Annotated in this window: 18 protein-coding genes and 3 tRNA genes; 3 read left to right on the forward strand and 18 right to left on the reverse strand. The window is 49.9% G+C overall.

From position 1 onward, the window contains the following. The first annotated feature begins 42 nt into the window (after window positions 1-42). Window positions 43-219: a hypothetical protein gene (locus DL94_RS16025; RefSeq protein ID WP_156031712.1), complete on the forward strand. Its 177-nt coding sequence runs from the start codon at window positions 43-45 to the stop codon at window positions 217-219. Window positions 220-447: 228 nt separating this feature from the next. Here the strand turns inward: DL94_RS16025 and DL94_RS0106460 are convergent, their stop codons facing one another. From DL94_RS0106460 to DL94_RS0106495, 8 genes are all read right to left on the reverse strand, one after another. Further along, window positions 448-1731, reverse strand: a complete 1284-nt coding sequence (locus DL94_RS0106460; RefSeq protein ID WP_028129463.1) for an ArsB/NhaD family transporter — start codon at window positions 1729-1731, stop codon at window positions 448-450. 35 nt (window positions 1732-1766) lie between these two features. Next, window positions 1767-3443, reverse strand: coding sequence for a glutamine--tRNA ligase/YqeY domain fusion protein (locus DL94_RS0106465; protein WP_028129464.1), 1677 nt, complete (start codon window positions 3441-3443; stop codon window positions 1767-1769). Between the two features lie 14 nt (window positions 3444-3457). Beyond that, window positions 3458-4255, reverse strand: coding sequence for an HD domain-containing protein (locus tag DL94_RS0106470; RefSeq protein WP_028129465.1), 798 nt, complete (start codon window positions 4253-4255; stop codon window positions 3458-3460). A gap of 230 nt (window positions 4256-4485) precedes the next feature. Then, window positions 4486-5004 (reverse strand): transcription repressor NadR, encoded by a 519-nt coding sequence (locus tag DL94_RS0106475; protein WP_028129466.1) that lies wholly within the window; start codon window positions 5002-5004, stop codon window positions 4486-4488. 61 nt (window positions 5005-5065) lie between these two features. Next, window positions 5066-5141: transfer RNA gene (locus tag DL94_RS0106480), tRNA-Val, on the reverse strand. Between the two features lie 4 nt (window positions 5142-5145). Further along, window positions 5146-5220, reverse strand: a tRNA-Glu gene (locus DL94_RS0106485). Window position 5221: 1 nt separating this feature from the next. After that, a tRNA-Asn gene (locus tag DL94_RS0106490) sits at window positions 5222-5297 on the reverse strand. A gap of 89 nt (window positions 5298-5386) precedes the next feature. Then, entirely contained in the window at window positions 5387-6205 is an 819-nt protein-coding gene (locus DL94_RS0106495; RefSeq protein ID WP_028129467.1) for an HAD family hydrolase, read from the reverse strand. Window positions 6206-6395: 190 nt separating this feature from the next. Here DL94_RS0106495 and DL94_RS0106500 point away from each other — a divergent pair, with 190 nt between their 5' ends. Next, a complete protein-coding gene (locus tag DL94_RS0106500; protein WP_028129468.1) occupies window positions 6396-7154 on the forward strand; it encodes a DeoR/GlpR family DNA-binding transcription regulator in 759 nt (252 codons plus the stop codon). A 14-nt stretch (window positions 7155-7168) separates the two neighbouring features. On the opposite strand, the gene DL94_RS0106505 is transcribed toward DL94_RS0106500, so the two are convergent. From DL94_RS0106505 to DL94_RS0106540, 10 genes are all read right to left on the reverse strand, one after another. After that, window positions 7169-7378, reverse strand: coding sequence for a DUF3791 domain-containing protein (locus DL94_RS0106505; RefSeq protein WP_028129469.1), 210 nt, complete (start codon window positions 7376-7378; stop codon window positions 7169-7171). Between the two features lies 1 nt (window position 7379). Beyond that, window positions 7380-7625, reverse strand: a complete 246-nt coding sequence (locus DL94_RS0106510; RefSeq protein ID WP_026760081.1) for a hypothetical protein — start codon at window positions 7623-7625, stop codon at window positions 7380-7382. Next, window positions 7622-7789 (reverse strand): DUF3990 domain-containing protein, encoded by a 168-nt coding sequence (locus DL94_RS16580; RefSeq protein WP_197020719.1) that lies wholly within the window; start codon window positions 7787-7789, stop codon window positions 7622-7624. The genes DL94_RS0106510 and DL94_RS16580 overlap by 4 nt, the downstream gene beginning before the upstream one ends. Further along, the gene (locus DL94_RS16585) at window positions 7782-7886 is read right to left on the reverse strand and encodes a DUF3990 domain-containing protein (protein WP_072023101.1); all 105 of its coding nucleotides are present in this window, start codon (window positions 7884-7886) and stop codon (window positions 7782-7784) included. Before DL94_RS16585 ends, DL94_RS16580 begins: the two co-directional genes overlap by 8 nt. A 185-nt stretch (window positions 7887-8071) precedes the next feature. Then, window positions 8072-8569 carry a 2-thiouracil desulfurase family protein gene (locus tag DL94_RS0106515; protein WP_028129470.1) on the reverse strand — a complete coding sequence of 166 codons (498 nt, stop codon included), beginning with the start codon at window positions 8567-8569 and terminating at the stop codon, window positions 8072-8074. After that, the gene (locus DL94_RS0106520; RefSeq protein ID WP_051586352.1) at window positions 8566-9141 is read right to left on the reverse strand and encodes a 3'-5' exonuclease; all 576 of its coding nucleotides are present in this window, start codon (window positions 9139-9141) and stop codon (window positions 8566-8568) included. The genes DL94_RS0106515 and DL94_RS0106520 overlap by 4 nt, the downstream gene beginning before the upstream one ends. A gap of 115 nt (window positions 9142-9256) precedes the next feature. After that, on the reverse strand, window positions 9257-10657 hold the full coding sequence (gene gltA, locus DL94_RS0106525) for an NADPH-dependent glutamate synthase (RefSeq protein ID WP_028129472.1): 1401 nt from the start codon (window positions 10655-10657) through the stop codon (window positions 9257-9259). Between the two features lie 3 nt (window positions 10658-10660). Beyond that, complete coding sequence (locus DL94_RS0106530; protein WP_028129473.1) at window positions 10661-11503, reverse strand: sulfide/dihydroorotate dehydrogenase-like FAD/NAD-binding protein; 843 nt, start codon at window positions 11501-11503, stop codon at window positions 10661-10663. Between the two features lie 127 nt (window positions 11504-11630). Continuing rightward, window positions 11631-12374, reverse strand: coding sequence for a methylenetetrahydrofolate reductase (locus tag DL94_RS0106535; RefSeq protein WP_028129474.1), 744 nt, complete (start codon window positions 12372-12374; stop codon window positions 11631-11633). A 93-nt stretch (window positions 12375-12467) separates the two neighbouring features. Then, the gene (locus tag DL94_RS0106540) at window positions 12468-13004 is read right to left on the reverse strand and encodes a GNAT family N-acetyltransferase (RefSeq protein WP_028129475.1); all 537 of its coding nucleotides are present in this window, start codon (window positions 13002-13004) and stop codon (window positions 12468-12470) included. Window positions 13005-13153: 149 nt separating this feature from the next. Here DL94_RS0106540 and DL94_RS0106545 point away from each other — a divergent pair, with 149 nt between their 5' ends. Next, window positions 13154-14167 (forward strand): mechanosensitive ion channel family protein, encoded by a 1014-nt coding sequence (locus DL94_RS0106545; RefSeq protein ID WP_156031720.1) that lies wholly within the window; start codon window positions 13154-13156, stop codon window positions 14165-14167. The last annotated feature ends 179 nt before the right edge of the window (window positions 14168-14346 follow it).

A 14346-nucleotide genomic window follows, 5' to 3' on the forward strand; every position in this document is an offset into this window, starting at 1 on the left:
GTATGTTATAATAGAATAAAGATAACACAGGAGGTAGACATCATGAATATTGAAAAACAGCTACAGGAAACGGACTTCTCCCGTTTTAGCAAAGTAAAAGACAGCCTCAAGGACCACCTCCACGAGATGCGCAGCCAGAAACAGGAGCTGTCCTGGAATGAACTGGATACTCTCGCTGCAGCCGGCGGGCCTAATCCCTATAAGCCCTTAAAGCCTTAAGACTATAATTTATAATTCAACAGCCAACACCCTAATACCTGCAAAAAAAAAGCTGACATGTCGAATGACAAGTCAGCTTTTTGTCGTTATAACGCCGTTGTTCCAGTTTTGCCATAGGCAAAACTTCCTCTTGGCGTTTCAACGAGGCGGGAGATATGCTCGCCGCCTGTTTTGGTATTCGTGCCCCCACCTGCTGAGGTGGGGGACATTTTCTTGCCTCGTTATTGATTAAAGATGCCAAATCCAAATGTAGATATTGGCCATGATAATAGTGAGAATCATCACGGGGAAAGCCACCTTCATGAAACCGATGAAGGAAATCTGCTTGCCGTGCTGAGCAGCCAGGGAGGCTACTACAACGTTGGCCGAGGCACCGATAAGGGTACCATTGCCGCCGAGGCAGGCGCCCAGCGCCAGACTCCACCACATGGGTTCGAGGTTGGAAAGTCCCATCTGCCCCATATCCTGAATCAGCGGAATCAGCGTGGCTACGAAGGGAATGTTATCGATAAAGGCCGAGGCCACAGCACTCATCCAGAGAATCAACATAGCCGTCATCGGCACGTTGCCATTGGTAACGGCCAGCGCCTCTGCCGCCATAGCCTTGATTACACCGGTTTCCACCAAAGCCCCGACGAGTACGAACAGACCGGCAAAGAAGAAGATAGCCAGCCATTCCACCTTGGAAAGGACTTTGGCAATCATGGCCTCATTGCGCGTGTAGGTGATAAGGAGCAGCAGGCCGGCACCCGTGAGGGCTGCCGTAGCCGTTTCCAGGCCTAACGCACCGTGCAAAGTAAAGAGGGTAATGGTGAACGCGATAACACCCAGGCATTTTTTCAGCAGAGGCTTATCGGCAATCTGACTCTTGGCATTAAGGCGCATAACCTTGTCCTGCAGTTCCGGTGTAGTTTTGAGCTTGCTGCCATAGAGCGCAACGAGAACGCCCTGCACTACGATGAAGATAACCACTGATACCAGCGTCATGTTCTGAATGAAGTCCATAAAGCTCAGACCCACGGCACTGCCAATCATGATATTCGGCGGGTCACCGATAAGGGTGGCCGTACCGCCGATATTGGACGAAATAATCTGTGCCATCAGATACGGCTTTACATCTACTTTCAGCTGCGAAGTAATGCTGAACGTGATAGGCACGGTCAAAAGCACCGTGGTCACGTTGTCAAGCAAGGCCGAGCAGACGGCCGTAATGGCCGACAATGCCACGAGCAGAGCCACAGGCTTAGCCTTGACCTTTTTCGCCGCCCAGATGGCCAGAAAGTTAAACAGGCCGGTTTCACTGGTAATATTGACGATAATCATCATGCCCATTAAGAGGCCCAGCGTGTTAAAGTCAATGTGATGAATGGCAGTTTCCTGACTGATGATACCAAACAGAATCATCAGCATAGCGCCAAAGATACCTACGATGGTGCGATGTACCTTTTCCGAAATAATCAAGGCATAAGCAGCCACAAAGATAACTATGGCTATCGTTGTTGAAGTCAAAATTTACCCCTCTTTCTTTTTTCATCCCTATAGAGTTTTTATTTATTTTTTTCTTTTGCCCAGCTGTCGCGCAGTCCTACCACACGGTTAAATACCAGCTTGTCCGGCGTGGTATCCGGGTCAATCACGAAATAGCCCGTGCGCAGGAACTGATAATGCTTGCCGGCAGCCTGCAGTTTTACACTCGGCTCCACCAGCGCATTATCGATAACTTCCAGGGAATTTTTGTTGAGTGCGCCGATGAAATCCTCCGGCAGGTTGCCGTTTTCATCGGTTTCCAGCAGGTAGTCATAAAGACGTACTTCGGCCGGAACAGCAGTTTTGGCCGCTACCCAGTGAATGGTGCCCTTGACCTTGCGGCCGGCCGTAGCGCCGCCCGTCTTGGAATCAAGATCAGCCGTGCAGCGCAGTTCTACGACATTGCCCTGCTCGTCCTTAACAACTTCCTCACATTTGATAATGTAGGCGTGTTTAAGACGTACTTCGCCGCCCGGTTTCAAGCGGAAGAATTTCTTGGGCGCATCTTCCATGAAATCTTCCTGTTCAATGTAGATTTCACGGGAGAACGGCACAAAGCGATGGCCGCCATGCATGGGGTTATTGTCCCCTAAAAGCCATTCTTCCTTATCCTCGGGGTAGTTCGTGATAACCACCTTCAGCGGACGCAGCACCGCCATAATGCGGTCAGCATTTTCATTGAGGTCAGCACGCACACATGATTCGAGCATGGCCACATCAACGAGGCTGTTGCCCTTGGCTACACCGATTTCCTCACAGAACTTGCGCAGGGAGGCCGGCGTAAAGCCGCGGCGGCGCAGGCCGGAGATGGTCGGCATACGCGGGTCATCCCAACCGCGCACATGACCTTCTTCCACAAGCTGGCGCAGTTTGCGCTTGCTGGTTACGGTATTCGTGAGGTTCAGACGGGCAAACTCAATCTGACGTGGACGCGTGTTAACGTCAAAACCGAGATTTTCAAGCAGCCAGTCATAGAACGGACGATGTTCCTCAAACTCCAGCGTGCAGACAGAATGCGTAATGCCTTCAATGGCATCAGACAGCGGATGCGCAAAGTCGTACATCGGATAAATGCACCAGGCGTCACCCGTACGGTGATGATGGGCATGGGCAATGCGGTAAATAACCGTGTCGCGCATAACCATATTCGGGGAGGCCATGTCAATTTTGGCGCGCAGCACCTTTTCCCCGTCAGCAAATTCGCCGGCCTTCATACGGGCAAACAGGTCGAGGTTTTCCTCCACACTGCGGTTGCGGTATGGGCTTTCCTTGCCCGGCTCCGTCAGCGTACCGCGGTATTCCTTAATCTGGTCTGCCGTCAGGTCATCCACATAAGCCAGGCCTTTTTTAATCAGTTCAACCGCATAATCATAGAGCTTATCAAAGTAATCAGACGCATAGTACATGCGGTTCTGCCAGCTAAAGCCCAGCCAACGGATATCCTCCTGAATGGAATCCACGTATTCCGTGTCCTCCTTGGTAGGATTGGTATCATCAAAGCGCAGATTGCACAGGCCATGATTATACTCTGCCAGGCCAAAGTTCAAGCATATAGACTTGGCATGACCAATATGCAGATAGCCATTGGGCTCGGGTGGGAAACGGGTGTGAATCCCTTCGGTGTATTTACCGTTTCTCTGGTCTTCCTCAATCGCATTCTGCACAAAGTTCGTGGCGATTGTCGTGTTTTCTGCCATTGTATTCTCTCCTTTTATTCAGCGCAATCGGGAGTCGCGCATTTTTCCTCTATATAATCCCACAGGCGTTTGACGCCTATGTCCACGCCTTCCTGCTCTGGCAGGTGGTCGATGATTTTTTGGATATAGCCGCGTTCTACCATCTTTTGCAGCGTCCAGCCAAAATTTACATCATACACCCACAGCAGCCGCACGAGTTTGCGGTCCCCCAAGGTCTTAAGCTGATGATAATCAGCCTGCTGGCCATTCTTAAAAGCCTCGATAAAATTCGGACTGATGGCCGCACTGGCATGAGCCTTGATAAACTTTGGAGCCTTGTCGGCATTTTCCGGCTCCAGGAACGGCGCCAGCACACGGTAGATATCCAGCTTGTCCGCGTCACGCAGCAGTCTGGCGAAAATCAGCCGCCGGCCAGCCGCGTCAGCGGGGATTTCTTTTTTATTATGATATTTGATGGCATAGCACAGCAGGTCTGCGTCCTCTGCTGACAAGTCAGACAGATACGGCATTTCCTCGGCCAGCACCTTCAGCCCCAAATCCGCATGGTCCTCGGACACCGCGTCATTGAAGGTCTTGTAAACGCTGTACTGGCGGAAACGCCCCACATCATGAAACAGCCCCATCATTTCAGCCAGCTGCACATCGTGCTCACTGAGTTGTAAATGCAAGGCCAGTTCCCGGGCAATAGCCGTAACATAGCCGGTATGTTCCATCTTTATGCGAATTCCCTGCATAACCTCTTCATCGTCAGTGACGAACTGATTCATGTAACCGGTCATCCAGGCATGCATTTTCTTTAATAAATCTTTCAATAATATACCTTCTTTACCATCTTACATTACGATATACCATTATAGCGCAATTAAAAAATTTTTGCCACAGAAAAAAGCCGTCCCCTGTTGTCAAAGCTGTCAAATATCACATTGACCGGTCAAAAACTGACAAGTCAGCGAATAAAAACCAGGCCGCCAATAGAAATAGCGGCCTGACTGTTGACTTGTCAGGCCGCCCACATGGCGTTTTTTGTTCGTAAACAGGCTTTTCAGCCCTCTACCAGTATGCTTTTATTACGCAGCTCCTGCTTTATCGCCTGCAGGGAATCCTCGTCCGGCACCCGTATTGTATGGATATGAACGCCGCCGGTCACCACGAGCAGCGGTTTGGCCTGACATTTTTTCATCTTCGTCAGGAAGTTTTTTATATCCCTGCGGCTCTTGAGCAGCAAATCACTTTTCAACGGCCCATACACTGGATGTTCCACAATCACATCCAGTACCGTGCCGCCATTGTCAATAATGGTATTGAGTTCTGTTTCCATGTTTTCCGCCGTATGCTGGCAGACCAGCGATACCAATGGCTGCTTATGGTTATCCTCCGCCGGCATGATATAGCCCCGCGGCGTAGCAAAAATCTTTTGCCCCTCGGCCCGTAAAATACTGACATCACCGACAATAATCTGCCGGCTGACTCCCAATTCCCGGGAAAGACGTGTCCCGGTCAAAGGCTGGTCAGCTGTCTGTATGCGGCGCAAAACCTCCGCCCGGCGTTCTTCCGTTGTCATCCTCATCACCTCTTAGCTGCAGGTATAAAAAAAGCTGCCTTACGGCAGCTATATTTTTAAATGGTGGGCGATAACAGGATCGAACTGCTGACATCCTGCTTGTAAGGCAGGCGCTCTCCCAGCTGAGCTAATCGCCCGAAATGGTGACGCGTATGGGATTCGAACCCATGAAGCCGCCGTGAAAGGGCGGTGTCTTAACCACTTGACCAACGCGCCATGGCTCCCCGAGCAGGATTCGAACCTGCGACATATGGATTAACAGTCCACCGTTCTACCGGCTGAACTATCGGGGAATTCCGTGGTGTGTGTCACCAACGAAAATTATTATACGATACTTTTTCAGGGAATGCAACCCCTTTTTTAAATTTTTTTCAAAAAAAGTTTAAATTATTTTTTGACTGGTCAAGAAAGCGGCTATGCCACTGTCATTATTGCTCGTTGTCACCGCCTTGGCCACGGCTTTTACATCAGCAGGCGCATTGCCCATCGCCACACTCATACCCGTATACTGCAGCATTGCCAGGTCATTGTAGTTGTCCCCAAAGGACAGTGCCTCTGACTTGTCAAAACCATAGGCCTGCAGCATGACCTCTATACCTACGGCCTTAGATACCTTGCCATCCATAATTTCGAGCAGGATATCCGAAGAACGCGCCACCTGAAACTGGGGATAATGCTGCTGGAAATATTTTTCGGCCGCCACGCAGTCCGCCGGCTCAGCCATCAGCAGAATCTTATGCGGTAATGTCCCCTGCGCCAGCAGCTGCGAAAAATCTGCCTGCTCAGCTGCAGCCGAGGTGATATCTTCCTCACGCTTAACCCGTGCGTCCTGCTTATCAGTCACATACCAGTGATGACCACTGTAAAAATTCACCGTCACGGCAGGAAACTGCTCGTCAATTTCCATCAGCAGCTGCCGCACCGGCTGTTCCTCCATATAAGTGCTGGCCAGTTCCCGGCCTTCCCTGTCGAGCACATAGGCGCCGCTATAGCAGATAATAGGCATCTTAATCCCCATATCTTCCGTAATCGGATAAATCGCCTCCGGCATCCGCGCCGACACCAGTACAAAGGGAATATCCGTAGCCACCAACTTTTTTACGGCCTCCTTCGTCTGACAAGTCACCTCATGCTGACTCGTCAACACCGTACCGTCAATATCGGAAAAAACAATTTTCGTTCTGCCAGTTGTCATCATCATTACCTCTTTTCCCGTAATCTTTTCCTGTCGTTGCTTTCATTATAGTTATTGGACAGGTACGCCACAAGGTATTTTTGTTTACTTTCTGTGCAAAACTCACATTTTTTCACAGCTTTTGTGCGATTATCATGTTATAATCGTTAATATAACAAAAAGCAAACATTTTGACTGGTCAAATATGGAGGTAACAATGAATTCCCGTGAACGCCGCAACTTTCTTCTGCAGGAATTGCAGGAGGCCAAAGCCGTCTATGTCCGTGAACTGGCCCAAAGACTCTCTGTTTCCGATATGACTATCCGCCGGGATTTGCACCGCCTGGCCGATATGAATATCGTCACGCTCGTTCATGGCGGTGCCGTCCTTAATGAAGGCACTGCCGCCCTGGCTAACGTCAGCGCGCGTTCACTGCGCATGACCAAGGAAAAGAATGCCATTGCAGAATTCTGTGCCGGCCTCATTAAGGAAGGAAATGCCATTTACCTCGATACCGGCTCGACCAATATCGAAATCGCCGAGGAATTAAAAAATCGGCAAAATATCGCGGTACTCTCCCACTCATTGCCGATTCACAATATTCTCGCTGCCAATGATAAACTGCAGCTCATCGCCATGCCCGGTTTCTACCGCAGTTCCCCACATGGATTTTTTGGTGACCTGACCTGCCGCATGATTAAAAACTTCCGCATCGACATCGCCTTCCTGGGCATTTGCTCTATAGATGCCAGCGGCATAATGTCCCCTGACTTTGACGACCAGGCCGTAAAGATTGCCCTCTTGGAACGGGCCAACAAAAAGGTCGTGGTCTTTGACCATACAAAAATCAATCACCTGTCCTTCATGCAGGTCTGCACGCTCAAAGACATAGATATGTTGGTCACCGACAAGCAAGCCGATAAAGAATTCCTAGCCGCCGCCCAAAAGCAGGGTGTCGAAATTGTACAGGTATAACGGGACCTACGAAATTACCAGGCATGTTTGTCAGTATTCAACAGGTTATCAATATCAGCATAGGCATTCTCGATAGCTTCCGTATGATACACCCAATAATTATCATATATCTTCTTGGTCAGTCCCTTGCTATCCCATTCAGCCAAAACTTCACCGGTCTTGCGATTCTTATAGGCCGCATAGAATTCCAGCAGATACATAAAAAATTTCATTTCCTCTGGCATATCACTCACCTCGAATATACACAGACTTGCGTGGGTCGCCAGTAATTTGCTCTGCTTCCCAGATTTCCAAAATTGCCCCAGCACCAAAATCCGTCATACCACAAGCCTCATTTTCCAGCATTTCATGCGTCTTGGATTGCACGAACTTCTGCAATGCCTCCATATAGCTATAGCCATACTTCTCCACCAGCATATTGACCACAGCTTCATTGTAATAATCCAAAATATCGGGGTCGAGTCGTTTCATGCCTGTCTCGCCTCCTTAAAGACCAATAATTCCAACGCTTTCTCTGTACGTAACAGATATTGGTCTTTTAACTTCTGTGGCAATAACAACTTAATCGCCACATCTTCAGAAAAATAACCCTTCAAATAATTATTGACCGTGCGGATAGCCTGGTCATTAGTCACTGGTCATATAAAAGCATGCGCCAAAGTCTAAAAATCTTTGGGATTTTATTATTTTAGGTTCATAAACGATGACATTACTACCGTGATATAAAAGCATACAATACCTCACATCCTATTCTGCCCTTTAAGATTAGACTGTATGTTGATGCACTTAACCTCAAGCATGGCAGGCAAGGATGGCTAGAGGGAGCGTATGACGGGGCGCGTTCAGCTCCCTGTCATAGCGTAAGACATCTATCCCCGCCTGCCCTGCGCCTTGTGCTGAGAATCTAGCCGTGGTAGTTATATTCTGTCCCGCTTGGCATCTTCAGCAATGAGTTCTTCGAGCCGTCCCACGGTCATGTCTTTTTCCGAATAGACGGTGATACCGTGTTTTTGCAGGTATGCAGTGGTTACGCCCTGGCCTTTGACTTTTTTGCCGTCAAAATTGCCGCTGTGGATTTTTTTGACACCACAGGAGGGGCTGCCCTCTTTGAGAATGGCCACTTTGGCATTATAGGCCTCGGCGATTTTGAGCACCTTGTCAGCGCCCGTCAACAGGTACTGCGTGGTGTCCATACCGTTCTCATCCATGGCTTTGGCCTTGCCCGTGAGGACTTTTTTGCCGCTGCCTCCCTGAATTTCCATGGCTGGGCGTGGGCAGGGCAGCATAGCAAAGCATTCGGGGCAGACGGCGATAAACCGGCCTCGTTCATTATATTTCAGCAGCAGTTCATGGGTATTGGCTCCTCCGCTGTATTTTACCTTGTGACCCAGCAAACAGGCACTGACCAAAATCATTTTCTATACCCCTTTCTCCCAAATACACACATATTTATACCAAGTCTTTTCGCCAAAGACTCCAAAGAATCCTCCCCTAAATCCCGGCCGGCAAAAAGAGGAATTGCTGCACAAGTCCGGGCATCGTCCATGGCATTATGATGCTGGAAATCAATATGCAGATGTGTGCCCACCGTATCCAGCTTGTGGTTCTCCAAAAAGGGCCAGGCCTTGCGCGCAATCGCCACCGTATCGCAGTAAGCAAAATCCGGTACCGGCAGGCCGCCCTCTGCCAGGCAGGCACTGAGCACGCCCATATCAAACCGGGCATTATGAGCTACCACAATTTTTCCTTCCAAATGACTTTTGAGTTCCGGCCAGATTTCCGCAAAGGTCGGCGCATTCTTCGTATCATTAGGCGTAATGCCATGAATCTGTACATTGAAATAATTGTATTTATTAGCCGGTGGTTTTATCAGACTGTAATAAACATCCTTCATCCTGCCATCTTCCACCGCGGTTACTGCTACACTGCAGGCCGAGTTACGGCAGCCCGTGGCCGTTTCAAAGTCAATGGCGGCAAAGTTCATCATAAATAAATCGTTCCTTCTTTTCTATCTTATATAACTTATATAAATTAAATTACAAACGGACGAATCCACCCAGGCCCAGCCCGGGTGGATTCCCCATTATTTATTCAGTTAGCGCTTAGCGCTTGCTTTTCAGATATTCATCAATGGCAGCAGCTGCCTTACGGCCTGCGCCCATGGCGAGAATTACCGTAGCAGCCCCCGTGACGATATCGCCGCCGGCAAATACGCCCGGTTTGGACGTTGCCCCGGTTTCCTCATCAGCCGCAATGTTGCCGCGCTTTGTAGTGTCAAGCCCCGGCGTCGTCTGCGAGATAATCGGATTCGGGCCGGTACCGATGGATACAATAACCGTCTCTACCTCCAGGTCAAACTCAGAACCAGCAACCGCTACCGGACGACGGCGGCCGGATTCATCAGGCTCACCGAGCTCCATCTTAATGCAGCGCATGCCTTTAACCCAGCCGTTTTCATCCCCAAGAATTTCCACCGGGTTGTTGAGGAGTTTGAATTCAATGCCCTCTTCTTTAGCATGTTCCACTTCTTCCTTACGGGCAGGCAGTTCTGCCTCGCTACGGCGATAGACGATATAGACTTTTTCCGCGCCCAGGCGCAATGCCGTACGGGCAGCGTCCATAGCCACGTTGCCGCCGCCGATAACGGCGACCTTTTTGCCAATCTTAATCGGCGTAGCATATTCCGGGAACTTATAAGCCTTCATGAGGTTGCAGCGCGTCAGGAATTCGTTGGCGGAATAAACGCCGCTGAGGCTTTCGCCCGGAATTCCCTGGAAACGCGGCAGACCGGCACCCGTGCCGATGAATACCGCATCAAAACCTTCTTCTTCCATCAGCTCGTCCACCGTGAACAGGCGGCCGGCTACGGAGTTGAGTTCAAACTTCACGCCGAGTTTGGCGATGTTATCGATTTCCTTCTTCACGACATCATCTTTCGGCAGACGGAATTCGGGAATGCCGTAGGATAACACGCCGCCAGCCTTATGCAGGGCCTCAAATACCGTTACCTTATAGCCCTTCTTGGCCAGGTCACCAGCACAGGACAGGCCGGAGGGGCCGGAGCCGATTACAGCTACCTTCTGCGCGTCCGCAGCATACTCGATGGGTTTTACTTCTTCATTCTTGGCCATATAGCGGTCAGCTACATAGCGTTCCAAACGGCCAATGCCGACGGATTCGCCCTTCTTGGCCAGTACGCAGTATTTTTCGCACTGATTTTCCTGCGGGCAGACACGGCCGCAAACAGCCGGCAGAGCATTAGCCTCTTTGATTTTCTCAATAGCGCCATCAAAATCGCGCTCTTTAATCTTACCGATAAATTCCGGAATATCTACAGACACCGGGCAGCCCTTGCGGCACTGGGGCACTTTGCAGTGCAGGCAGCGCTCAGCCTCGGCTACCGCCGTTTCTTCATCGTAGCCCAAAGCTACTTCATCAAAGTTATGGGCGCGAACCTGCGGGTCCTGCACCGGCATTTCATGTTTCTTCAAAGACAAAGCCATCGTTTATTTCCTCCCCAAACCAATGCGGCAAATATGTTCCTTTTCCTCAGCCTCCATATCGCGATACATGCGCTGGCGGCTCATGAGTTCGGGGAAATCTACCTTATGCGCGTCAAATTCCGGGCCATCTACGCAGGCAAACTTCGTTTCGTCGCCCACGGTTACACGGCAGCCGCCGCACATGCCCGTGCCGTCTACCATGATAGGATTCAGGCTGACCACCGTCGGAATGCCGAGTTCACGCGTAGCGTCAGCCACGCTCTTCATCATGATAACCGGGCCGATAGCCGTAATCTGGGCAATCTTTTCGCCGCGGTTCACGAGTTCCTGTACCGCATAGGTGACAAAGCCCTTAATGCCACGGGAACCATCATCGGTAGTGATGAGGATTTCATCCGTTACTTCGGACATTTCCTTTTCCATAATCAGGATGTCTTTGGTCTTGGCGCCCATGATGGCGATAACCTTGTTGCCGGCCTCTTTCATGGCCCGGGCAATCGGGAAAGTCGGCGCAACACCGATACCGCCGCCCACAACAACAACCGTGCCGTCAAACTTCTTGATTTCGGACGGCTGGCCTAAGGGGCCGGCAAAGTCCACAATGCTGTCGCCGGCGTTTTTGGCAGCCAGAGCCATCGTGGAGGCACCGATTACCTGGAATACAATGTTGATAATGCCTTTTTCGCGGTCAAAATTAGCGATAGTCAGAGGAATGCGCTCACCTTCCTCATCCACACGCAGAATGATAAACTGACCGGCCAGACATTTCTTCGCCACGCGCGGGGCCTCAATATCCATGGAGTAGACGCTCGGCGACAACTCCTCTTTCTTCAGAATCTTAAACATGATTCACTCTCCTAAAATACACAAATAAAACTCCGTGCAAAACAATGTTTTGCACTGCGCCCTTAAACGAAATCTAAGCGATTCTGCGCCTATCGGCTTGACTCGCAAAGATTTCATAGCATCTTTATCAAGCAAACACGCCTGCTAAATACTCTTCCAGGTTGGTCTTAATGGGCATTAAGTACACATTAGCGTCCTTTTTATCCGCCATTTCCATGACCTGACGGGAAAACTCCACGCTCCACGCCAAGGTCGGCGCAAAGTTCTTCGGGAAAATGACGTTATTCTTGCGTTCCCAATAACTCTGCGAGGCAGCCGTGACCACAGGGGATACGCCCCAGTACACATCAAGGCCGTCAAGCATATCCATGTAGATTTCCAGCATACGCATATCAAAGAACGGCTGCGTGAAGAACCCGGCCGCGCCAGCCTGCACCTTGCGGCGGGTGCGGTAGAGCTCATGGCGCATGGAACTTCTGTACTGGTCAATACCGGCATAGACTTTCACCTCCGGCATTTCCTCACGGAACTTGCGGATAACATCCGTTGATTCCGTCGGATACACCTCGTGCGTCATGCGCTGGGGAGGGTCCCCCTGCACCACCAGGACTTCCTTTATATTATGCTCACGCAGATAGTCCTTCATGGGCAGCTCTTTGTCCAAATCAATATCCATGGCGCGGATATGCGGCATCGACATGGGAAAATACTCCTGAGCCATGGCCGAACCTTCCCAACTGCGAATGTCAAACCGCAGCAGGTCAGGTATATTTATAACATCCAGCTTGCCTTCGTACTGCTTTAACAACTGCAACTCGCCACGCAAAGATTCTTCATCACGGGGAATCAGCTCCACGGATACACGTTTCATAGGCCGCCTCCAGATTCATTGTTAATTTGTAATGTATAATTTACATGAATATAATTGTAATGTCTTTTTTATGAAAATGCAAGCATTCAATCCCTACAGTTCCAGACCGGCCTCCCGGCGGGCAAAATATTCCCGGTCCAAAATTCCCAAAACAACCAGATTCTCATAAACGCCATTGGTAATGATGGTTTCGCGGATAAGACCTTCCCGCACCATGCCCTCGCTCTCATAAAGATGCAGGGCTCTGTCATTATAATCTTTGCAGTCGAGCCAGGCCCGATGGAACTTTTTCACTTCAAAGGCCCATTTTTTTATAAGTTTCATGGCCTCGTGTCCATATCCAAGCCCCTTCTTGGCAATAATGACATGCGTCCATTCCATTTCCCTGGCCTCAGTAGACAGGCCGGCCACCATAAAATATCCTGCCGGCTCACCGCTGGCCACTTCCTCGACAATCACGTCCATAGAGGCCTGACCATTCGTAATTATCCCGGTATGAAAATCCCGGTCAAAGGGCACAATATACGGTAAATTGTCCGGGGCATATTCCAGCTCCATGATATAATCCAAATCCGCCTCCGTGGCCCGGCGCAGACGCAGGCGCTCACCTGTGATTAAAATCTCAGCCATGTATTTTCTCCTTACTATTTTTTTTTGCCTACATATAGTATAATGTAAAGGATTTTTTATTCAAGTTTCACACTTAAAAATAAGTAGGAGGAATCATTTTGCCAAATCTGGAAATACTGAGTCTCATTAACTGGGCTCATCTTTTGGAAATGCTGCTAATCCCCGGTTGTATACTGGCAGCAGCCCTCACTGTGGGCATAATGGTCAACCGCATGATAAAACGCCGTATAATGCAGCACCTCACCATCGAGGAGGCCACCTGGCAGTATATTTTTATCAATGCCATGCAGGGCGTGCCCATTTCCTTCTGTGTAGTCGTAGGGCTGTACTGGATTGTCAATACCATTGACATCATCGAACCTTTAGTACGCATCTTTTCCTATATACTCTTTACCGTCATCATTCTGACTATCACCCGGGTTATTGCCCGGACCATCAGCGGCGTGGTGGATATGCAAATCGAGCGTTCCCAGCAGCGCATGCCCAAAACCACCCTGCTGAACGCTATCCTGAACGGCATTATCTACGCCATGGGCATTCTGGTAGTTCTGCAATACTACGGCATATCCATCGCCCCCATTCTCACCGCCCTGGGTGTCGGTGGTATGGCCGTGGCCCTGGCCCTGCAGGAAACGCTGGCCAATATCTTCTCCGGCCTGCACCTGATTCTTTCCAAACAGCTGCGGCTGGGTGATTATATCCGCCTGAGCTCCGGCGAAGAAGGCCGCGTTACGGATATTACCTGGCGTTTTACCACCATCGTTCCGGTAGGCGACGGTAATATGGTCGTAATCCCGAACCAGAAAATCGCCTCGTCCATCATCACCAACTACAGCATGCCCCGGCATGATATCGTCATCAAAATCCCCGTGGGCGTTGCTTATGACAGTGACCTGCAAAAGGTAGAGGACGTGACGTTGGACGTTGCCCGGCAGGTGCTGACTGCTCTCAATGAAAAACTCGATGATAACAGACAGCCCACTGTGCGGTTCTACAACTTTGGTGACAGCAGCATTGACTTTAATGTACTCCTGCACTCCGCCCGTTTCGATGACCAGTTCCGCCTGAAACACGAATTCATCAAAGCCCTCACCGCCAGATTCCGGCAGGAAGGCATTGAAATTCCCTTCCCCATTCGTACAGTTATCAAACAAAATCAATAAACCGTTTATCTTGGGGTTGTAAATATAAAAACCACCATATACGGTATTTTCTTATCCACAGATTGACGCAACAGCAATCTGTGGATAACTTTTTTTCACCCCTGTTACAGCGCCTGATTCACGCTTTATCCTTGTGGATAAGTACGGGGATAATGCCGCCGCTAATAACAACATATAGT

Source organism: Selenomonas sp. AE3005 (genome assembly GCF_000686945.1).
GTDB lineage: Bacteria > Bacillota > Negativicutes > Selenomonadales > Selenomonadaceae > Selenomonas_A.